We start from the raw sequence: 21,560 nt of genomic DNA, 5'->3' as shown, positions 1-21,560 counted from the left end.
AATTTCGGCGGGAGGTATGCGATCTCCGGGTCGCCGGGGGAGGCCCGAAACCCGATCCGCGCCGGAACGGCCGGCCGGAGCAGTCGGAGAGGCGGGGCGTTGAGCGAACCCATCGTGCGCACGTCGTCGGGAGCCGTACGCGGTCGTGAGACCGGCGGCGTGGCCTCCTTCAAGGGCGTCCCCTTCGCGCGGCCGCCGTTCGGCGAGCACCGCATGCGGGCCCCCGCGCCCGCCGAGCCCTGGGACGGGGTCCGCGAGGCGGACGCGTTCGGGCCGCGGCCGCCCCAGCACGAGGGCGGTCCCGGCATGCGGCCGTGGAGCTCCGGCGAGGGCCTGGACTGCCTCACGGTGAACGTGTGGACCCCGGATCCCGGCGGGTCCGGGCTGCCGGTCATGGTCTGGATCTACGGCGGCGCGTACATCTCCGGCTGGTCCGGGATGCCGGAGTACGACGGGACGCGGCTCGCCGCCGCGGGCGTCGTGGTCGTGTCGTTCGACCACCGGGTCGGCATGGAGGGATTCGGCCAGGTCCCGGGCGTCCCGGCGAACCGGGGCCTGCTGGACCAGGTGGCCGCGCTGCGCTGGGTGCGCGAGAACATCGCGGCGTTCGGCGGCGACCCGGACCTGGTGACCGTGTTCGGGGAGTCGGCCGGCGCGGGCGGCGTCGCCTCGCTGATGGTCATGCCCTCGGCCCGCGGGCTGTTCCGGCGGGCGATCGCGCAGAGCGTGCCGGGCACGTTCTTCTCAGCGGAGTACGCCGGCCGGGTGGGCGCGGCGATCACCGCGCTGCTCCCCGGCGGGAACCCGCTGGAGGCCGCCCCCGAGGCGGTGATCGAGGCGGCCTCGGCGTTCATGACCAAGGTGATGCCGGGAGACGTGGAGACCTGGGGGCCGATCGCCCTCACGCCGACCTGCTTCTCGCCCGTGGTGGACGGCGAGGTGCTGCCGGTGACGCCGTGGGAGGGCCTGGCGCGGGGCGACGCCGCCGGCGTGGAGCTGGTCGCCGGCTTCAACAGGGACGAGTACGCCCTGTTCACGGCCATGGACCCGACGCTGGACCTGGACGCCCGCCTGCCCGTCGCCCTGGCCGCGCTCGCGCCCGATGGCGCGGCCGAGCTGTACCGCGGCGACGCCCGGGCCGCCTACACCGCGCTCATGTCGGACTGGCTGTTCCGCATGCCCAGCGCCCTGCTCGCCGACGCGCACCGGGGGACGACGTACGCCTACGAGCTGACCTGGTCGCCCTCGCCGCTGGGCGCCTGCCACGCGCTGGACCTCCCGCTCACCTTCGGCGTGCTGGACGGCGACTTCGCCCGGATGCTGACCGGCGGCTCCCCGGACGCGGCGAACCTGTCGGAGCAGTTCCGCGCCGCCTGGACCGCCTTCGCCCGCACCGGCGACCCCGGCTGGCCGCGCCACGACGCGGACACCGCCGTCACGCACCTGTTCGACGTGACCCCCTCCGACGTCCCGGACCCCGAGGCCGCCTCGCGCGCCCTCTGGGGCCCACGCGGCTTCCCCCCGGTGGACTGACCGACCCCCGCGACGCCCCGCGAGCCCGCCGTACGGCATGAGCCCGTACGGCGGGCCGCGCGCGGGCGGGAGCCGTACCGGATCGGGCCGGGACGGCGGCGCGGCGGGAGGATCGGAACCGGGGTCAGGCCGGGGCGGAGGCCAGGATGTAGGCCTGCGGCATCCTCTCGGTGAGCCTGGTCTCCGAGGTCCCCGGGTCGTGGGGCCCGCGGACGAGGCGGGCGTCCACGCGGAACCCGGCGTCCTCCAGGAGGTCCGAGACGCGCTCGGGCCGCAGGCGGTGGAAGTCCAGGGCGACCTCGTGGCCGAACGCCTCGCTCACGTGCAGCGGCTCGTCGCCGACCTGGAAGGCGAGGAGCAGGTGACCCCCGGGGACCAGGACCCGGCGGAACTCGGCGAAGGCCGCGGGCAGGAGCTCCGGCGGCAGGTGGATGACGGAGTACCACGCGAGCACGCCGCCTAGGGAGGCGTCCGCCAGGTCCAGGTCCGGCATGGCGCCCACGTCGAAGCGCAGCCCCGGGTAGGTGCGGCGGGCCAGCGCGATCATCTCCGAGGACAGGTCGAGACCGAAGACGTCCACGCCGAGCGAGGCCAGGTGGGCGGACACGCGGCCGGGCCCGCAGCCGATGTCGGCCACCGGTCCCGCGCCCGCCGAGCGCACCCGCTCGGCGAACTCGGCCAGCATGGCGAGCTGGAACGGCTTCTCGCCGAGCTCGTCAGCGGCGGCCTCGGCGTACTCGGCGGCGAAGGAGTCGTATCCCGCTCTGGTCGCGGTCAGGTAGGAGGGTTCGGTCATGGGGGAGGACCCTAGCCCACCCGGCGGCCGCCCGGGCGCGCCCCCCGGCGCCCCGCCACGCCCGTCCCGGCCCCGGCACGTCCGCCCCGGAACGTCCGTCCTCGTCAGGCCCGTCCTCGTCACGCCGGTCACCGTCTCGCCCGTCCCCGTACTCGGCCGGGACGGGTTGTCAGGGCCGTCCCCCGCGCTGGAACGGGCTGTCAGGGCCGTCCCCGCGCGGCCGGGGACGGGCGTCAGAGCCGCCAGACCTCCGGCAGCCCGGCGGCGGCGCCCGCGCCCGAGTAGTCGTGGACGACCTCCAGCAGGTCCGCCATCCGGGCCTGCCAGGCCACGTTGACCGGCAGGTTCTCCAGCTCGGCGAGGAGCCGCGCGTAGTCGTCGCACTCGATCACGTGGAAGAGGTCCTGGCCGCTGCGCCAGATGGTCCACTCGTGCGCTCCGGCCGCCTTGATCGCGGCGACCAGCTCCGCGGGCACCTCCCGGTGGGCCGCCTCGTACTCGTCGATCTTGTCCGCGCGGACGCGGGTGTGCAGCGCCACTCGCATGGGGTCTCCTCGGGTCGGTCGCGGGGTTCGCGGGAAGGGGCCGGAGGGGTCACTCGAAGTCGGCGATGTTCTCGCGGAGCCAGTTCTCCACCTCGCCGACGTGCACGGCCGCGGCGGCGCTGGCGGCCTCGGGGTCGCGCGCGGCCAGGGCGCGGTAGATGCGCACGTGCTCCAGGTGCATCTGGGAGAGCACGCCCTTCTCCTTCTGGCCGCGCCAGACCCGGGCGCGGAAGGTGCGGGTGGAGAGGCCGTCGATGATCGCGGCCAGCGTGGCGTTGCCCGCGGCGGCCACGACGTCCCGGTGGAACGCCAGGTCGGCGGCCACGAACTCCTCGATCTGCTCGCTGGCGGCCATCTCCTCCAGGTGGGTGTGGATGACGGCGAGCTGCGCGTCGGTGACCCGGGCCGCGGCCATCGAGGTCGCGGCCGGCTCCAGGATGCGCCGGATCTGGAGCAGTTCGACGAGGGTCGCGCCCCGGGAGATCTCGGCCACCACGCCGAAGGTCTCCAGCAGGTCGCTGGGCGCGAGCTGGGTGACGTAGACCCCGGCGCCGTGCCTGGCCTCCAGCACGCCCATCGCGGTGAGCGCGCGGATCGCCTCCCGCATCGAGCTGCGGGAGAGCCCCAGGTCGGCGGACAGGTCGCGCTCGGTGGGCAGGCGCTGCCCGGCCCGCAGCTCACCCTCGGCGATCATCGCCTTGATCTGCTCGATCGCCCGCTGGGTGACCGAGATCTTCGCCGCCTTCTGATCCAACGCGCACCTCTCCACATCACGCCCGTGTCCCGACCGTCTGTCGATCAAGGGTGACGTCTTGACACCCTCGATTGTCCCCAAGTATGAGTTGTCATACCAATTATCGCTGATCTCCCGGATATGTCCGGTAAGTGCGCGAGATGAAGCCGAGAGATCCGACAAAGTGGTCAGACAAGAACGATACCGCCAGGGTGTCGGCGGTTGATAGGGGGACACTTCCAGTGAAGCTCCTGCGCGTGGGCGCGCCCGGGGCCGAGCGGCCCGCGCTCCTCACCGGCGACGACGTGCTGCTCGACCTCTCGGGCCTGACCCGGGACATCGACGCGGACTTCCTCGCCGGGGGCGGCGCCGACCGGGTCCGCGCCGCGCTCCGGTCCGGTGAGCTGCGCCCGATCGAGCCCGCCGCCGAGCTTCCGTACGGCTCCCGCCTCGGCGCCCCGGTGGCCCGGCCGGGCAAGGTGGTCTGCGTCGGCCTGAACTACCGCGAGCACGCGGCCGAGTCCGGCATGGACGTGCCGGAGGAGCCGGTGGTCTTCTTCAAGGCGTCCAACACGGTGGTCGGACCAGAGGACGAGGTCCTGATCCCGCGCGGCAGCGTCAAGACCGACTACGAGGTCGAGCTGGCCGTGGTGATCGGGAGCCAGGCCCGCTACCTGGAGTCCCCGCGGGATTCGCGCCGCCACATCGCCGGCTACGCGATCAGCAACGACGTCTCCGAGCGGGAGTTCCAGCTCGAACGCGGCGGCCAGTGGGTCAAGGGCAAGTCCTGCGAGACCTTCAACCCGCTCGGCCCCTGGCTGGTCACCCCGGACGAGGTGGGCGACCCGCAGGCGCTGGGCCTGCGCCTGTGGGTCAACGGCGAGCTGCGCCAGAACAGCACCACCGCCGACATGATCTTCGACGTCGACCACCTGGTCTGGTACCTCAGCCAGTTCATGGTGCTCGACCCCGGCGACGTGATCAACACCGGCACGCCCCAGGGGGTCGCCCTCGGCCTGCCCGGCCGGCCCTACCTCCGCGAGGGCGACGTGATGGAGCTGGAGATCGACCGCCTGGGCCGCCAGCGGCAGACCGCCGGGCAGGCCTGAGCGATGGCGACGATCACGGCCGTCGAGGCCTTCGACATCCGCTTCCCGACCTCGCGCGAGCTGGACGGCTCCGACGCGATGAACCCCGACCCCGACTACTCCGCCGCCTACGTCGTCCTGCGCACCGACGGCGCGGAGCACGGGCACGGGTTCGCCTTCACGATCGGCCGCGGCAACGACGTCTGCGTGGCGGCGATCAACGCCCACGCCCCGCTCGTGACCGGCCTCGACGTGGCCGAGGTGGTCGGCGACCTGGGCGGCTTCGCCCGCAGGCTGACCCACGACTCCCAGCTCCGCTGGCTCGGCCCCGAGAAGGGCGCCTCCCACATGGCCGCCGCCGCGATCATCAACGCGGCGTTCGACCTGGCCGGCAAGGTCGCGGGCAAGCCCGTGTGGAAGCTGCTCGCGGACATGACCCCCGACCAGATCGCCGACCTCGTGGACTGGCGCTACCTGAGCGACGCGCTCACCCGCGAGGAGGCCGTCGAGCTGCTCAGGGCCGCCGAGCCCGGCCGCGCCGAGCGCGAGAAGCGGCTCATGGAGCGCGGCTACCCGGCCTACACGACCACCCCCGGTTGGCTCGGCTACGACGACGAGAAGCTGGTACGGCTGGCGCGCGAGGCCGTCGCCGAGGGCTTCACCCAGATCAAGCTCAAGGTGGGCGCCGACCTCGGCGAGGACGTGCGCCGCATGGGGCTGGCCCGCGAGGCCGTGGGGCCGGGCGTCCGCATCGCCGTGGACGCCAACCAGCGGTGGGACGTGCCGCAGGCGGAACGGTGGATGGCCGCGCTGGCGCCGTACGACCCCTACTGGATCGAGGAGCCGACCAGCCCGGACGACGTGCTGGGGCACGCGGCGATCCGGCGGGCGGTCGCGCCGGTGAAGGTGGCCACCGGCGAGCACGTGCAGAACCGGGTGATCTTCAAGCAGATGCTCCAGGCCGGGTCCCTGGACATCCTCCAGCTCGACGCCTGCCGCGTGGGCGGGGTCACCGAGAACGTCGCGATCCTGCTGCTGGCCGCCAAGTACGGCGTGCCCGTCTGCCCCCACGCGGGCGGCGTGGGCCTGTGCGAGGTCGTGCGGCACCTGTCGATGTTCGACTACGTCGCGGTCAGCGGCACCGTCGAGGACCGCGTGATCGAGTACGTCGACCACCTGCACCAGCACTTCCTGGACCCGGTGGTCATCGAGGGCGGCCACTACGTCACGCCCACCGCGCCCGGCATGTCGGCCGAGATCAGGGCGGAGACGCTGACCGCCTACGCCTATCCCGAAGGGAGCGTCTGGCAGTGACGGAGTTCGACGGAATCAGGGCGGTCGTCACCGGCGGCGCCTCCGGCATCGGCCTGGCGACCGCCAGGACCCTCCTCGGCAGGGGCGCCCGCGTCGCCTGCCTGGACCTGAACCCCGAGGTGGACGCCCCGCTCATCGGCGTCCGCGCCGACGTGAGCGACGACGCCTCCGTGCGCGACGCCGTACGGCGGGCCGCCGAGGCGCTGGGCGGGATCGACGTGCTCGTGAACAACGCGGGCATCGGGGCGCAGGGCACCGTCGAGGACAACGACGACGACGAGTGGCGCCGCGTGCTCGACGTCAACGTGCTCGGCATGGTCCGCACGACGCGGGCGGCCCTGCCGTACCTGCGCGAGTCCGCGCACGCCGCGATCGTCAACACCTGCTCGATCGCGGCCACGGCGGGGCTGCCGAACCGGGCGCTGTACTCCGCGTCCAAGGGCGCGGTCCTGTCGCTGACGCTGGCCATGGCCGCCGACCACGTGCGGGAGGGCATCCGGGTCAACTGCGTCAACCCCGGGACCGTGGACACCCCCTGGGTCGGCCGGCTGCTGGACGCGGCCGACGACCCCGAGGCCGAGCGCGCGGCCCTGGCCGCCCGGCAGCCGACCGGGCGGCTGGTCACCCCCGAGGAGGTGGCCGCGGCCATCGCGTACCTGGCCGGCCCGGTGTCGGGGGCGACCACCGGGACCTGGCTCGCGGTGGACGGCGGAATGGCCGGGCTGCGGCTCCGGCCGAGGAACTGAGCACACGACATCTCGCATGGAGGCGACGATGATCAGCAAGAAGCTCGCGGCGACAGCCGTGCTCGCCCTGTCCGCGCTGCTCGCCGCGGGCTGCGGCAGCACCAAGGACGCCGCCAGGCCCGCGGCCGGCGGGGCCGGGGCCGAGGCGGGCCGGGCGGGTGTCGTCCTGCCGCTCCTGACCTCGCCGTTCTGGCAGGCGTACAACAACTACGTGCCGCGGATGGCCAAGGAGCTCGGCGTCGAGACGCTGCCGACCGTCAACTCCAACTCCGACCCCGCGCAGCAGGTGACGGACATCAACAACCTCGTCACCCAGGGCGTGAAGGGCATCGTCGTCTCGCCGCTCGACAGCGCCGCGATCGTCGCGGGCCTGCGCCAGGCCGAGAACAAGGGGATCCCGGTGGTGGCCGTGGACGTCGCCCCCGAGAGCGGCAAGGTCTTCATGATCGTCCGCGCGAACAACCGGGCGTACGGCGAGAAGGCCTGCAAGCACATCGGCGACCAGGTCAAGAAGGGCAAGGTCGTGCAGATCCAGGGCGACCTGGCCTCCGTCAACGGCCGGGAGCGCTCCGAGGCGTTCAACCAGTGCATGAAGGCGAACTACCCGGACATCAAGGTGCTGGAGATCCCGGCCGAGTGGAAGTCCGACGTCGCCGCCGCCAAGCTGGACGGCCTGCTCAACGCCAACCCCGACGTCAAGGGCATCTACCTGCAGGCCGGCGGCGTCTACCTGGCGCCGACGCTGCAGACGCTCAAGAGCAAGGGGATGCTGCGCCCGGCCGGCGACGACAAGCACATCGTGATCGTCTCCAACGACGGCATCCCGCAGGAGTTCGACGCGATCCGCAAGGGCGAGATCGACGCCACCGTGTCCCAGCCGGCCGACGCGTACGCCAGGTACGGGCTCTTCTACGTCAAGGCCGCGATGGAGGGCAAGACGTTCCGGCCCGGCCCGACCGACCACGACAGCGAGATCGTCAAGCTGCCGAACGGCCTGCTGGAGGACCAGCTCGCGGCGCCTCTCGTGACCAAGGAGAACGTCGACGACAAGGCCCTGTGGGGCAACAGCGTCAAGTAGTCCACGCCGTCGGCGGCGCCCGCGCGGCGCCGCGACCGGCGGAGTCGTCGGCTAGGAGGTGTCATGTCTGCCCCCCTCGTGGAGGCGATCGGCGTCGGCAAGCGCTTCGGTTCCACCGTGGCGCTCGCGGACGCGCGGCTGACCGTCGTGCCCGGTGAGTCGCACGCGCTGGTCGGCCGGAACGGGGCCGGCAAGTCGACCCTGGTCTCACTGCTCACGGGCCTGCAGGCCCCGGACGGCGGCGAGATCAGGTTCGGCGGGGAGCCGGCCCCGCCGCTGGCGGACCGCGACGCGTGGCGCGCCCGCGTCGCCTGCGTCTACCAGCGGTCCACGATCGTCCCCGACCTCACCGTGGGCGAGAACCTGTTCATCAACCGCCAGCCGCTCGCGGGCTTCGGCCGCATCAGCTGGAAGCGGCTGCGCGCCGAGGGCCGCGAGCTGCTGGACCAGTGGGGCGTCGAGGTGGACGTGGACGCCCGCGCCGGGGACCTGGCGGTGGAGGACCGGCAGCTCGTCGAGATCGCCCGCGCCCTGTCGTACGGCGCGCGCTTCATCATCCTCGACGAGCCCACGGCCCAGCTCGACAACAACGAGATCGAGCGGCTGTTCGCCCGGATGCGTGCCCTGCAGGAGTCCGGGGTGACGTTCCTGTTCATCTCGCACCACCTCCAGGAGGTCTACGAGGTCTGCCAGACCGTGACCGTGCTCCGTGACGCCCGCTGGATCATCACGGCCCCGGTCGCCGACCTGCCCCGCGCCGCGCTCGTCGAGGCGATGACCGGCGAGGCCACCGCGCTCGGCGAGGGCGTGACCGAGTCGCGCGTCGGCCCGGACGTGCCGGTCCGCCTCGCCGTCTCCGGTCTGTCCGGCGACGCGTTCACGGACGTGAGCCTGGCCGTGCGGCGGGGCGAGGTGCTGGGCCTGGCGGGCTCCAGCGCCAGCGGCAAGATCGAGCTGGCGGAGTCCCTGGTGGGGCTGCGCACCCCGAGCGGCGGCTCCGCCGTGCTGGACGGGGAGGCGCTGCCCTTCGGCGACGTGCGCCGGGCCCTGGACGCCGGGGTGGGCTGCGTGCCCCGCGACCGGCACCACGAGGGCCTGGTGCCCGAGCTGTCGGTCGGCGAGAACTCCGCGATGACCATCGCCGGCCGCCTCGGGAAGTACGGCGTCATCGCCCCGTCCCGGCTGCGCGCCCACGCCGAGCGGGCGATCGCCGACCTGGACATCCGCACCGAGGGGCCGGGGCAGCCGGTCAACGCGCTGTCGGGCGGCAACCAGCAGAAGGTCGTCATGGCCCGCGCGCTGGCCACCGATCCCAGGCTGCTGGTGCTGATCAACCCCACCGCCGGCGTGGACGTGAAGTCCAAGGAGGCGCTGCTCGCCGTGGTGGACCGCATCCGCGCCGGCGGCACCTCCGTGATCATCATCTCCGACGAGCTGGACGACCTGCGGCCCTGCGACCGGGTGCTGGTCATGCGGCACGGCTCGATCGCCGACGAGTTCCCCGCCGGATGGCACGACCACGACCTGGTCGCCTCGATTGAAGGTGTTACCCGTGACTGACGTCTCGACCGCCGCGCGCCCCACGGCGGCGGCCCTTCCGCGCCAGAGCCCGGTCATGCGCCGGCTGCGCGAGCTGGCCCTGGTGCCCGCGCTGGTCGCGCTGATCGTGCTGGGCGCCTTCGTCAACGAGAACTTCCTGAGCTACGCGAACATCATCTCGATCCTGGGCTCGTCCGCCGCGCTCGCGATGGTCGTGCTCGCCGAGTCGCTGATCCTGATCACCGGCAAGATCGACCTGTCGCTGGAGTCGGTCGTGGGCATCGCCCCGGCGCTCGGCGCGCTCGTCGTGATCCCGGCGGCGTCGGCGGGGTTCGGGCTGGAGCTGCCGACGGCCGTGGGCCTCGCGCTGATCGTCGTGGTCGGCGCGCTCGTGGGCGCGTTCAACGGTTTCCTCGTGGTGAAGCTGCGGCTCAACGCGTTCATCGTGAGCCTGGCGATGCTGATCGTGCTGCGCGGCCTGCTCGTCGGCGCGACCAAGGGCAAGACCCTGTTCGACATGCCCGAGCCGTTCTTCGCGCTGGCCACCACCACCTTCCTCGGCATCCCGATCTCGGTGTGGCTGGCCGCGGCGGCGTTCGGCGTCGCCGGGTTCTTCCTGCGCTACCACCGGCTCGGCCGCGCCCTGTACGCCATCGGCGGCAACCCCGCGGCGGCCAGGGCGGCCGGCATCCGCGTGGACCGCGTCCTGCTCGGCGTGTTCGTCGTGGCCGGGGCGCTGTCCGGGCTGGGCGGCCTGATCCAGACCGGCTACGTCGGCGCGATCAACGCCAACCAGGGCGCCAACATGATCTTCATGGTCATGGCGGCGGCGGTGGTCGGCGGCATCGCGATGGACGGCGGCCGGGGCACGATGTCCGGGGCGCTCACCGGCGTGCTGCTGCTCGGCGTGGTCACCAACCTGCTCACGCTGGCGCAGGTGTCGTCCTTCTGGATCCAGTCCATCCAGGGCGCGATCATCCTGGTCGCCCTGATGATCGCCCGCGTCACCACCGGCCGGGCCCAGGAGTAACCCGTGCGCATCGAAACCCGCCGCCTCGGCTCGACGGACGTGGAGGTCAGCACCCTGTCCTTCGGGGCCGCGCCGCTGGGCAACCTCTTCGCGCCCATGTCCGACGACCAGGCCGGGGCGTCCGTCCGGCGGGCGCTGGCGGGCGGCGTCCGCTACTTCGACACCGCGCCGCACTACGGGGCGGGCCTGTCGGAGCGGCGGCTCGGCGCGGCGCTGCGGGCGGCGGACCGCGGGTCGTACACGCTCTCCACCAAGGTGGGCAGGCTGCTGCGCCCGCTCGCGCCCGGGGAGGAGAACGACGCCCCCATGTTCCGCGACAGCCCGCCGTACAAGCGGGTCTGGGACTTCGGGCGGGCCGGCGTCCGCGCGTCCATCGAGGAGAGCCTGGAACGGCTCGGGCTCGACCGCGTGGACGTCGTCTACCTGCACGACCCGGACGTGGCCGGGGCCGAGGAGGCCGTCTACGAGTCCGCCTACCCGGCCCTGGCGGAACTGCGCGAGCAGGGCGTCGTGGGCGCGATCGGGGCGGGCACGAACGAGACCGAGCTGCTCACCCGGTTCGTGCGGCGGCTCGACCTGGACGTCGTGCTCTGCGCCGGACGGTACTCCCTGCTCGACCGGCGCGCGGCGGAGGAACTCCTCCCCGCCTGCTCCGAACGCGGCACCTCCGTCGTGATCGGCGGGGTCTACAATTCGGGACTGCTCGCCGACCCGCGGCCCGGGGCGACGTACGACTACCTGCCCGCGCCCGAGCCGCTGGTGGAGCGGGCGCTGCGGATGAAGGCGCTCTGCGAGACGTACGGCGTGCCGCTGCGCGCGGCGGCGATCGCGTTCCCGCTGCGCCACCCGGCCGTCGCCAGCGTGCTCGTCGGCTGCCGCAGCGAGGCGGAGGTCGCCGACAACCTGGCGATGTTCGCCGCGGAGGTCCCCGACGCGCTGTGGGCGGAGCTGGAGGTCGCATGAGCCGGGTGGACGCGCACCATCACCTGTGGGACACCGGGGCCCGGGAGTACCCCTGGATGGACGGCCCCTGGGCGGACCCGCTGCGGGGGGTGTTCGACGAGGCCCGCTACACCGCCGAGGCCCGGCCGCACGGCGTGGACGCGGCGGTCGTGGTGCAGGCGCTCGCGGACGTCGCGGAGACCCGCGAGCTGCTGGAGCTGACCACCCGGTCCGAGCTGGTGCGGGCCGTGGTCGGGTGGGTCCCGCTGGACGCGCCCGGCGTGGTGGACGTGCTCGCCGAGCTCATGGGCGGCGCCGGGGGCAAGAACCTGGCCGGGGTGCGCCACCTCGTCCAGGACGAGCCCGACCCCGCCTGGCTGGAACGCCCCGAGACCCGGCGCGGGCTGGCCGCCGTCGCCGAGGCCGGCCTCGCCTACGACCTGCTGGTCAAGCCGCCGCAGTACGAGGCAGCGCTGCGGACGGCGCGCGACCTGCCCGGCGTCCAGTTCGTGCTCGACCACCTCGGCAAGCCCGGCATCGCCGCGGGCATGTGGGAGCCGTGGGCGGCCTGGATCGCGGACCTGGCGGCCCTGCCCAACGTCACCGCCAAGGTCTCCGGCCTGGTCACCGAGGCCGACTGGAACACCCCCGACCCCGCCCGCGTGACGCCGTACGTCCGGCACGCCCTGGACGTCTTCGGGCCCGAACGCCTCATGTTCGGCTCCGACTGGCCCGTCTGCACCCTCGCCGTGCCGTACGGCGGCGCGGTCGAGACCACCGACCTGGCCCTGGCCGGGCTCTCGGACGCCGAGCGCGAGTCGGTCCTGTCCGGCACCGCCCGCCGCGTCTACCGCCTGTGACCCGCCTCCGTCCCTCCCCGCCGCGCGGTCCCGGGCGCGGGGGCGCGCGGGACGGCGGGGGATCGGGCGGTGATCGTGGGTTCCGGAGGACGCGGAGGGGGATCTAGGGTGGCGGGCATGAAGGTGTGGGTGCCGTTGCCGGGCATCGCCCAGGCGCTGGGGGATCTGCCGGGGGTCGAGGTCGGCGTCTACGACGGGGGCGCGGAGTTCCCCCCGGGCGTCGAGGACGTCGAGGTGTGGGTGCCCCCCTTCTTCGGCACGCCGCGCACGCCCGAGGCGCTGGCCCGCATGGCCAGGCTGCGGGTCGTCCAGACGCTGACCGCCGGCGTGGACGCCTACCGGCCGCACATGCCGGACGGCGTGCTGCTCTGCAACGCCAAGGGCGTGCACGACGCGGGCACCGCCGAGTGGGTGGTGGGCGCGATCCTGGCGATGCAGCACGACTTCCCGGCGTTCGACGAGGCGCGGCGCGAGGAGCGCTGGGACTACCGCTTCACCGGCGCGCTCGCCGACCAGACCGTGCTGATCGTCGGGTACGGATCGATCGGCGCGGCCGTGGAACGCCGGCTCGCCGGGTTCGAGGTCGAGGTGGTCCGGGTCGCCCGGACGGCCAGGGACGGCGTGCACGGCGAGGACGAGCTGCCCGCCCTGCTGCCGGACGCCGACGTGGTCGTGCTGCTGGTGCCCTCCACGCCCGCGACCGCCGGGCTCGCCGACGCCGCGTTCCTGTCCCGCATGAAGGACGGCGCGCTGCTGGTCAACGCCGCGCGCGGGCCCGTCGTGGACACCGGCGCGCTGGTCGCCGAGCTGAACTCCCGGCGCATCCGCGCGGCCCTGGACGTCACCGACCCCGAGCCGCTGCCCGCCGGGCACCCGCTGTGGAAGGCCCCCGGCGTGCTCATCACGCCGCACGTGGCCGGGTCCACGCCCGCCTCCGGCCGCCGCGCGCTGAAGCTGCTGCGCGCCCAGCTCGAACGCCTCCTCGCCGGGGAACCCCTCGTCAACGTCATCGAAGGCGCGTACTGACCCCCGGACCGGGCCCCGGTCGCGCCCGGTCCGCGCTCGTCCCGCGCTCGTCCCGCGTCCTTCCGCGTTCCTCCCGCGTTCCTCCCGCGTGCCTCCTGCCGGGCCGGGGCGCCCTCAGGGCCCCGTAAGGCTGACGGCCAGAAGGATTCCTGACCGTGCTGATGCCGTGACATTGGCCACGTAGAGTAAGCGGCACCGTCGGAAACTGTGCACAGCGTGGTGCACGGGCATGCGAAGACGCATGCGGGAGCCTGCTCACGATTCGCGCCCGGCTCGTTATCAGAACGGTGACGACTCGGGTGTCGGCCCATCCCGGCCGTCGTGAGCACGCGAGACTACAGACATGACGAGCGGCCTGATTGGTGGGCGGCCTGATGAGCGACGACGATGAGCGACTGGCGTAGGCACCGCCTGCCGCTGACCGCCGCGGCCGGACTGGGCGTGGCGGCGCTGGCGGTTGCCCTCCTGGTGCTCCGCACCTCCGGCGGGGCGCTCGCGGCCTCCGGGGTGGGGGCGGCACTGGCCGCCGCGCTGTCCCTGCTGGCCGCCGGCACGCGCGTGGCCCCCGCGCGCCGCGGCGCCTGCCGCTGGCTGGCGGCGGGGGCGATCACCTGGGCCGCGGGCACCTGGGGGCGCACGTTCCTCTCGCCGGGAGAGCCGCCCGCCTCGGTGCTGTCCTTCGCCGACCTGTTCGTCCTGGGCGCGGCCGTGGTGTTCACCGTGGGCTCGGCGCTCACCGTGGGCCGGTCGTCCGGGGCGCTCACGCTCGCCCGCCAGCTCTCCGACGCCTACGTCTGCGCCGGCTCGCTGTTCTCGATCGGCTGGGTGACGCTGCTCGGCCCGCTCTACGAACGCGGCGGCGGCCTGTCGGCGGACTTCCTGCTCGCGATGGCGCTCCCGCTGCTCTTCCTCTGCGTGACCTGCTGGATCGGCCAGGGCGTGGCCGGGGCCGGGCCCCCGCGCCGCCCGCTCGCCATCGCCGTGCTCGCCACCATGGCCGCGCTGACCGCGAGCGAGACCTTCGTCGCGGCCGCCAAGCTCACCGGAGACCCGGCGCCCGCCGCGGGCGCCGTGCCGCTGCTGGCCGCGTTCCTGCTGCTCGCCGTGTCCCCCTGGGTACGGCGCCGCCGCGCGGAGCCGCGTGAGGACAGGCCGCCGCTGGCCACCGGCGTGCCGCTGGCGCTCGCCGGCGTTGCGATCGTCGTCGTCAGCGTGTGGACCGCCACCCACGGCGTCCGGCCCTGGCACGGGCTGCCCGTGCTCGGCCTGGTCGGCGGGTCGGTCATGCTGATCCTGCTCGTGCGGCTGTTCGTGCTCACGCTCCGGGCCGCCCGCCTGCGGCTGCTCGTGGACGGCGCCGAGCGGCGGCTGCGGGACCTGGCCGAGACCGCGGGCGACGTGGTCCTGACCGTGGACCACGAGGGCGTCATCCACCACGTCAGCGAGGGCGTCCTCGCGATGTACGGCTACCGCCCCGAGGAGGTCGCGCGCCGCCGCGTGGGCGAGTTCGTGCACCCGGAGGACCAGCCGGACGTGGAGGCGGCGCTGCGGGCGTTCGCCGACGACGAGCGGTCCACCTGCCGGCTGTCGTGCCGCGTGCGCGCCGCCGACGGCACCTGGCGGCCGGCCGAGGCCGTGGCCACCCGCCACGTGCGCACCGGCGGCGACGAGCTGCTGCTGATCACCACCCGGGACATCACCGACGAGATGGCCCTGCGCCACCAGGTGACCCACCTGACCTTCCACGACGGCATCACCGGCCTGCCCAACCGCGCCTACTTCGAGGAGCGGGTGCGCGACCTGCTCGACCGGCACCCGAGCGGCGTCGCCGTGGTCTTCCTGGACCTGGACGGGTTCACGGCCGTGAACGACTCGGTCGGGCACGCCGCCGGGGACTACCTGCTCAGCCAGGCCGCGCGGCGGCTGCGCCGGGCCGTGGACGTGGACGACACCCTCGCCAGGTTCGGCGGGGACGAGTTCGCCGTGCTGGTCGAGATCGGCGCCGAGGGGCAGGCCGCCGTGGTGGACCTGGCCGAGCTGCTCGTGCGCACGGTCTCCACCGAGCCGTTCCGCGTGGCCGGGCGCGACGTCGCGCTGACCGCCAGCGTGGGCATCGCCTTCGCCGAGGAGGGGCTCGCGCACGGCGAGCTGATCCGCAACGCCGACGTGGCGATGGCCCGCGCCAAGGAACTGGGCGGGCACCGCGTCGAGGTGTTCGCCGCCCACATGCACGCCGACGTCATGCGCCGCCTGGAGATGGCCGCCGACCTCCAGCGAGCGCTGATGGAGAACCAGTTCGCCCTGGAGTACCAGCCGGTGGTGGACCTGGCGACCTCCCGCGTGACCGCCGTGGAGGCGCTGGTGCGGTGGTGGCGGGGCAGCGCGTTCGTGCCGCCCGAGGACTTCCTCGGCGTGGCCGAGGACACCGGCCTGATCGTGCCGCTGAGCGAGTGGATCCTGACCGAGGCGTGCCGCGAGGTGGCCGCCTGGCGGGCCTCCTCGTGGGACATCGGGCTCAACGTGAACCTGTCCCCGCGCCAGATCACCTCGCCCCGGTTCGTGGACACCATCGCCGCCGCGCTCAAGGAGAGCGGGCTGCCGCCGAGCGCGCTGACGCTGGAGGTCACCGAGGACCTGCTGGTGGAGGACGCCGACGAGCGGATCGAGCGCCTGTCGGCCCTGCGCGCCCTGGGCGTACGGCTGGCCATCGACGACTTCGGGACGGGATACGCCTCCCTGGCGTACCTCCGGCAGCTCCCCGTGGACATGATCAAGATCGACCCGTCGTTCGTGTCCGGGCTCGGCTCCGACGAGACCCTGGCGCTGCTCACCCGCACGATCGTGCGGCTGGGCCACGACCTGGGGCTGGTCGTGGTGGCCGAGGGCATCGAACGGCCGGAGCAACTGGAGCAGCTCCGCGAGATGGGGTGCACGCGGGGCCAGGGCTACCTGGTCGCGCGCCCGATGGCGCCGCGCCGGGTGGACACGCTCATGCCGCCCAAGCTCAGCGGCACCTTGCGCTGAGACCTCCGCTTGGCCCTCCGCTGAGACCTCCGCTTGGCCCTCCGCTGAGACCCGCTCTGACGTGCTCGTTCGTCTCGCCGGAAACGCGAAGACGTCTCGTATTGTGAGACTTCCATCCCAGCAAGTTGACGGCGGGGCGTCTCATCGGCCAATGTTGGCGACATGCATCGCAGTGGGATCCTCGTAGTACTTCGCCGGCGCGCAGGTCGCTGACGAAGAGTCCCAGCCTGCGCGCGCCCCTCATCCGGTATCCGGGAGGGGCTTTTTGTTTGGCCTCACCCAAGTGAGGGCTCACAGCCGGTAGCCAGTGTTGACCAGCAAGGAACGAGCCGATGACCGAACGGATGACAGGTGCCCAGGCGCTGGTGCGCGCGCTGGAGCACATGGAGGTCGAGACCGTGTTCGGGATCCCGGGCGGCGCGATTCTCCCCGCGTACGACCCGCTCCTCGACTCGACCAAGGTCCGGCACGTGCTCGTACGGCACGAGCAGGGCGCGGGTCACGCCGCGGAGGGGTACGCCCAGGCGACCGGCAAGGTGGGCGTCTGCATGGCGACCTCGGGGCCGGGCGCGACGAACCTGGTGACCCCGATCGCGGACGCGTACATGGACTCGGTGCCGATCGTGGCGATCACCGGGCAGGTGGCCAGCTCGATGATCGGGACCGACGCCTTCCAGGAGGCGGACATCGTGGGCATCACGATGCCGATCACCAAGCACAACTTCCTGGTCACCAGGGCCGAGGACATCCCGCGGACGATCGCCGAGGCGTTCCACATCGCCGGCACCGGCCGCCCCGGCCCGGTCCTGGTGGACATCTCCAAGGACGCGCTGCAGGACGAGATGGACTTCGTCTGGCCGCAGCCGATGCAACTGCCCGGCTACCGCCCGGTGACGCGGCCGCACTCCAAGCAGATCCGCGAGGCCGCCCGGCTGATCGCCGAGGCCAGGCGGCCGGTGCTGTACGTCGGCGGCGGCGTGCACAAGGCGGGCGCGAGCGCCGAGCTCAAGGTGCTGGCCGAGCTGACCGGGATGCCGGTGGCCACCACGCTGATGGCGCGGGGAACGTTCCCCGACGCCCACCCGCAGCACGTCGGCATGCCCGGCATGCACGGCACGGTCGCGGCGGTGGGCGCGCTCCAGCGGGCCGACCTGCTGGTCGCGCTGGGCACCCGCTTCGACGACCGGGTCACCGGCCGGCTGGACACGTTCGCGCCGGACGCCAAGATCGTCCACGCCGACATCGACCCGGCCGAGATCTCCAAGAACCGCCACGCGGACGTGCCGATCGTCGGCGACGCCCGCGAGGTGATCGCCGACCTGATCGTCGCGGTCAAGGCCGAGATCGAGGCCAGGGGCGCGGTGGACGGCCGCAGCGGGGACTACGCCGACTGGTGGGCCTACCTGGACCGCCTGCGCGAGACGTACCCCCTCGGCTACGAGGACCACGAGGACGGCCTGGCCCCGCAGTACGTCATCGAACGGCTGGGCAAGCTGGTCGGGCCGGACGCGTTCTACTGCGCGGGCGTCGGCCAGCACCAGATGTGGGCGGCGCAGTACATCGGCTACGAGAACCCCGGCTCGTTCATCAACTCCGGCGGCGCGGGCACGATGGGCTTCGCGGTCCCGGCGGCGATGGGCGTCAAGATGGGCCGCCCGGACGCCACGGTCTGGGCCATCGACGGCGACGGCTGCTTCCAGATGACCAACCAGGAGCTGGCCACCTGCGCCATCGAGGGCGTGCCGATCAAGGTCGCGGTCATCAACAACGGCAACCTCGGCATGGTCCGCCAGTGGCAGACCCTCTTCTACAACGAGCGCTACTCCAACACCGACCTGCAGACCGCCCGCCTCATCCCCGACTTCGTGAAGCTGGCCGAGGCGTACGGCTGCGTGGGCATACGCTGCGACAAGGCCGAGGACGTGGACGCGGCGATCCAGAAGGCGATGGAGATCAACGACGTGCCCGTCGTGATCGACTTCATCGTGCACAAGGACGCCATGGTCTGGCCCATGGTCGCGGCCGGCACCAGCAACGACGACATCAAGTACGCCAGGGACCTGGCGCCCGAGTGGGAGAACGGGGACTGAACGTGAGCCGTCACACCCTCTCCGTGCTGGTCGAGAACAAGCCGGGCGTGCTGGCGCGGGTCGCCGCCCTGTTCTCACGGCGCGGGTTCAACATCGACTCGCTGGCCGTCGGGCCCACCGAGCACGCCGACATCTCCCGCATGACGATCGTGGTCAGCGTGGAGGACCTGCCGCTGGAGCAGGTCACCAAGCAGCTCAACAAGCTCGTGAACGTCATCAAGATCGTCGAGCTGGACCCGGCGCAGAGCGTGCAGCGCGAGCTCATGCTCGTCAAGGTCCGCGCCGACGCCGAGACGCGGTCCCAGGTCCTGGAGACCGTGCAGCTCTTCCGCGCCCGGTGCGTGGACGTGGCCCCCGACGCCGTGACCATCGAGGTCACCGGCACGGTGGACAAGCTGGAGGCGTTCATCCGGGTGCTGGAGCCGTTCGGCATCAAGGAACTCGTGCAGTCCGGCATGGTGGCGGTCGGGCGCGGCGCCCGTTCCATCACCGACCGCACGCTGCGCGCCCTCGACCGGTCCGCCTGAGAGGGCGCGCCGCGCCAGGCCCGGGTACGGCCTCCGGCCCGGGCCGTACGGCGTCAGCCGTACGACGCCACGGCGCGAGCCGTACCGTGGACGGGGCCCCGGCGCGAGCCGTACAGAGACAAGACAGAAAACCAGGAGGGGCGACCCAAAGTGGCAGAGATCTTCTACGACAACGAGGCGGACCTGTCGATCATCCAGGACCGTCACGTGGCCGTGATCGGTTACGGCAGCCAGGGGCACGCGCACGCGCTGTCGCTGCGCGACTCGGGCGTGGACGTGCGCGTGGGCCTGCCCGCCGGCTCCAAGAGCCGCGAGAAGGCCGAGAACGACGGCCTGCGCGTCGTCACCCCGGCGGAGGCGGCCGAGGAGGCCGACCTCGTCATGATCCTCGCGCCGGACCACGTGCAGCGCGACCTCTACCGGGAGGCCGTCGCCCCCAGCCTGGTCGAGGGCGACGCGCTGTTCTTCGGCCACGGCCTGAACATCCGGTACGGCCTCATCGAGGCGCCGGAGGGCGTGGACGTGGCCATGGTCGCCCCGAAGGGCCCGGGTCACCTCGTGCGCCGGCAGTTCTCGGCCGGGCGCGGCGTGCCGTGTCTCGTCGCCGTCGAGCGCGACGCCACCGGCAAGGCGTGGCCGCTGACCCTGTCGTACGCCAAGGCCATCGGCGGCACCCGCGCCGGCGCGCTCAAGACCACCTTCACCGAGGAGACCGAGACCGACCTGTTCGGCGAGCAGGCCGTGCTCTGCGGCGGCGTGTCCGAGCTGATCAAGGCGGGCTTCGAGACGCTGATCGAGGCCGGGTACCAGCCGGAGGTCGCCTACTTCGAGTGCCTCCACGAGATGAAGCTGATCGTGGACCTGATGTACGAGGGCGGCATCTCCAAGATGTACTGGTCGGTGTCCGACACCGCCGAGTACGGCGGCTACACCCGCGGGCCGCGCGTCGTCACCGAGGAGACCAAGGCGGAGATGCGCCGCATCCTCGGCGAGATCACCGACGGCACCTTCGCGCGCGAGCTGGTCGAGGAGTTCGACGGCGGCCAGAACAACTTCCGCAAGTACCGCGAGGAGCTGTCCGGCCACCCGATCGAGAAGACCGGCGCCGAGCTGCGCCCGATGATGAGCTGGCTCAAGTCGGCCGAGTAGGTCCGGGGGGCGGCCCGGCGGCGCCGTACGGCACGCGCCGGGCCGCGCCGCACGCGAGGCGCGCGGGAAGCCGGTGCCCGGGGCGCCGGAGCCGGTGCCCGAGGGGCGCGGTGACCGGTGCGCGAGGCGCGTGGAAGCCGCAGGTTGAGGGGCGCGGGGGCGGTGGTCCCCGCGCCCTTCGGCATGCCGGGCGGCGTGGTCCGGCGCACTGGGCCTACCGAACAGTCGCTTGGTTGTGTTCACTGTGACCGTGCTCACATCTACGCCTGCCGCGCGAGTCTCGCGGGGAGTCCGGCTCGGCTACGGGCTCGGCTCGTTCTGCACCGGGACCTTCTCCAGCGTGCCCGGCCTGCTCCTGCTCTTCTACATGACGAACGTGCTGGCCGTACCCGCGTGGCTGGCGGGGCTGGTCGCGTTCCTGCCCAAGGCGTGGGACCTGTTCATCAACCCCTACGTCGGGCGGCTGTCGGACCGCACCCGCTCCCCGATGGGGCCGCGCCGCCCCTGGCTGCTCGTGGGCGCGCTCACCCTCCCGCCGGCGTTCGCGCTGACCTTCGCCGGGCCGCCGCTCACCGGGGTGCCCGCGGCGGTCTACGTCACGGTGCTGTTCTTCCTGGCCGCGACGGCGTACGCCTTCTTCGAGGTGCCGTACAAGGCGATGCCCGCCGAGATGACCGACGACTACCACGAGCGGTCCTCGCTGCTCCAGTGGCGGATGGTCTTCCTGGGCTTCGCGATCCTGCTCTCCAGCGCCGGGACCCAGCAGCTCCTGAACTCCGGCCTCGGCGGCGACACGCTCGGCGGGTACCGGCTGGTGGGGATCGTCGTGGGCGTGGTCCTGCTCGCGGCCATGCTCGGCACGTTCTTCGGCACCGCCCGCGCCCCCATGGTCGCCCAGGCCGAGGCCGAGCCCTCGCTGCGCGCCCAGATCGCCGCGGCGCGCGGGAACCGCTCGTTCCTGCTGGTGCTGGGCCTGAGCTGCGCGCAGATGGCGGCCGCCGGGATCATGCTCGCGGGCACGCCGTACTTCGCGTCGTACACCCTGGAACGGCCCTCGGCGACGACGACGCTCATGCTGTGCATCGTGGGGCCGCTGCTGGCCACCATGCCGCTGTGGATGTGGGTGTCCCGCCGCCTGGACAAGCGCGGCGCGATGATCCTGGCCTCCGCGCTCTACCTCGCCGGCGCCCTGGCCCTGGCGTTCACCCCGGCCCTCGGCGCCGGGTACGCCCACGGGTGCGCCCTCCTGGTCGGGATCGGGTTCGCCGGGCTCCAGCTCCTCCAGTTCTCCATGCTGGCCGACGTGATCGCCGCCGACACCGCCGTCTCCGGCAAGCGCCGCGCGGGCCTGTTCACCGGCCTGTGGACCGCCGCCGAGACCGTCGTCTTCGCCGCGGGCGCCATGTTCCTCGGCGGAGTCCTGGCCGCCTTCGGCTTCGTCTCCTCCGACCCCTCCGCCCCCGTCCGCCAGACGGACACCGCCATCCTCGGCACCCTCCTCGGCGGCACCGTCCTCCCCGCCGCCTTCATAGCCCTCAGC

18 protein-coding genes are annotated in these 21,560 nt (G+C 73.1%); 15 read left to right on the top strand and 3 right to left on the bottom strand.

The features are described 5' to 3' along the window. Window positions 1-99 precede the first annotated feature (99 nt). Window positions 100-1,533: a carboxylesterase/lipase family protein gene (locus D5H75_RS27505; protein WP_202638566.1), complete on the top strand. Its 1,434-nt coding sequence runs from the start codon at window positions 100-102 to the stop codon at window positions 1,531-1,533. Window positions 1,534-1,657: 124 nt separating this feature from the next. On the opposite strand, the gene D5H75_RS27500 is transcribed toward D5H75_RS27505, so the two are convergent. The 3 genes from D5H75_RS27500 to D5H75_RS27490 form a co-directional block, all read right to left on the bottom strand. Beyond that, complete coding sequence (locus D5H75_RS27500; protein WP_119929452.1) at window positions 1,658-2,329, bottom strand: class I SAM-dependent methyltransferase; 672 nt, start codon at window positions 2,327-2,329, stop codon at window positions 1,658-1,660. 233 nt (window positions 2,330-2,562) lie between these two features. Further along, on the bottom strand, window positions 2,563-2,874 hold the full coding sequence (locus D5H75_RS27495; protein WP_119929451.1) for an L-rhamnose mutarotase: 312 nt from the start codon (window positions 2,872-2,874) through the stop codon (window positions 2,563-2,565). Window positions 2,875-2,923: 49 nt separating this feature from the next. Further along, on the bottom strand, window positions 2,924-3,628 hold the full coding sequence (locus tag D5H75_RS27490; protein WP_119929450.1) for a FadR/GntR family transcriptional regulator: 705 nt from the start codon (window positions 3,626-3,628) through the stop codon (window positions 2,924-2,926). Between the two features lie 221 nt (window positions 3,629-3,849). On the opposite strand from D5H75_RS27490, the gene D5H75_RS27485 reads away from it, so the two are divergent. The 14 genes from D5H75_RS27485 to D5H75_RS27420 all read left to right on the top strand — a co-directional run. Next, window positions 3,850-4,716: a fumarylacetoacetate hydrolase family protein gene (locus D5H75_RS27485; RefSeq protein ID WP_119929449.1), complete on the top strand. Its 867-nt coding sequence runs from the start codon at window positions 3,850-3,852 to the stop codon at window positions 4,714-4,716. A 3-nt stretch (window positions 4,717-4,719) separates the two neighbouring features. Continuing rightward, the gene (locus tag D5H75_RS27480; protein ID WP_119929448.1) at window positions 4,720-6,009 is read left to right on the top strand and encodes an enolase C-terminal domain-like protein; all 1,290 of its coding nucleotides are present in this window, start codon (window positions 4,720-4,722) and stop codon (window positions 6,007-6,009) included. Further along, window positions 6,006-6,755, top strand: a complete 750-nt coding sequence (locus tag D5H75_RS27475) for an SDR family NAD(P)-dependent oxidoreductase (protein ID WP_119929447.1) — start codon at window positions 6,006-6,008, stop codon at window positions 6,753-6,755. Before D5H75_RS27480 ends, D5H75_RS27475 begins: the two co-directional genes overlap by 4 nt. Window positions 6,756-6,783: 28 nt before the next feature. Then, window positions 6,784-7,833: a sugar ABC transporter substrate-binding protein gene (locus tag D5H75_RS27470; RefSeq protein WP_202638565.1), complete on the top strand. Its 1,050-nt coding sequence runs from the start codon at window positions 6,784-6,786 to the stop codon at window positions 7,831-7,833. A gap of 63 nt (window positions 7,834-7,896) precedes the next feature. Further along, window positions 7,897-9,393 carry a sugar ABC transporter ATP-binding protein gene (locus D5H75_RS27465; protein ID WP_119929445.1) on the top strand — a complete coding sequence of 499 codons (1,497 nt, stop codon included), beginning with the start codon at window positions 7,897-7,899 and terminating at the stop codon, window positions 9,391-9,393. Continuing rightward, a complete protein-coding gene (locus D5H75_RS27460; protein WP_242454551.1) occupies window positions 9,386-10,402 on the top strand; it encodes an ABC transporter permease in 1,017 nt (338 codons plus the stop codon). Before D5H75_RS27465 ends, D5H75_RS27460 begins: the two co-directional genes overlap by 8 nt. A gap of 3 nt (window positions 10,403-10,405) precedes the next feature. Beyond that, the gene (locus tag D5H75_RS27455; protein ID WP_242454550.1) at window positions 10,406-11,365 is read left to right on the top strand and encodes an aldo/keto reductase; all 960 of its coding nucleotides are present in this window, start codon (window positions 10,406-10,408) and stop codon (window positions 11,363-11,365) included. Beyond that, window positions 11,362-12,204 carry an amidohydrolase family protein gene (locus D5H75_RS27450; protein WP_119929444.1) on the top strand — a complete coding sequence of 281 codons (843 nt, stop codon included), beginning with the start codon at window positions 11,362-11,364 and terminating at the stop codon, window positions 12,202-12,204. The genes D5H75_RS27455 and D5H75_RS27450 overlap by 4 nt, the downstream gene beginning before the upstream one ends. 117 nt (window positions 12,205-12,321) lie before the next feature. Then, entirely contained in the window at window positions 12,322-13,230 is a 909-nt protein-coding gene (locus D5H75_RS27445; RefSeq protein WP_119929575.1) for a 2-hydroxyacid dehydrogenase, read from the top strand. Between the two features lie 387 nt (window positions 13,231-13,617). Beyond that, window positions 13,618-16,254, top strand: coding sequence for a putative bifunctional diguanylate cyclase/phosphodiesterase (locus D5H75_RS27440; protein WP_119929443.1), 2,637 nt, complete (start codon window positions 13,618-13,620; stop codon window positions 16,252-16,254). A 332-nt stretch (window positions 16,255-16,586) separates the two neighbouring features. After that, the gene (locus D5H75_RS27435) at window positions 16,587-18,344 is read left to right on the top strand and encodes an acetolactate synthase large subunit (protein ID WP_119929442.1); all 1,758 of its coding nucleotides are present in this window, start codon (window positions 16,587-16,589) and stop codon (window positions 18,342-18,344) included. Window positions 18,345-18,346: 2 nt separating this feature from the next. Then, complete coding sequence (gene ilvN / locus D5H75_RS27430; RefSeq protein WP_119929441.1) at window positions 18,347-18,871, top strand: acetolactate synthase small subunit; 525 nt, start codon at window positions 18,347-18,349, stop codon at window positions 18,869-18,871. 159 nt (window positions 18,872-19,030) lie between these two features. After that, complete coding sequence (gene ilvC, locus D5H75_RS27425) at window positions 19,031-20,020, top strand: ketol-acid reductoisomerase (protein ID WP_119929574.1); 990 nt, start codon at window positions 19,031-19,033, stop codon at window positions 20,018-20,020. A gap of 250 nt (window positions 20,021-20,270) precedes the next feature. After that, window positions 20,271-21,560: MFS transporter (locus D5H75_RS27420; RefSeq protein ID WP_242454549.1), on the top strand; the 1,290-nt coding region annotated here is incomplete at its 3' end.

The organism is Bailinhaonella thermotolerans (genome assembly GCF_003594875.1).
Classification (GTDB): domain Bacteria; phylum Actinomycetota; class Actinomycetes; order Streptosporangiales; family Streptosporangiaceae; genus Bailinhaonella; species Bailinhaonella thermotolerans.
This window is presented reverse-complemented; position numbering and strand designations above follow the sequence as displayed.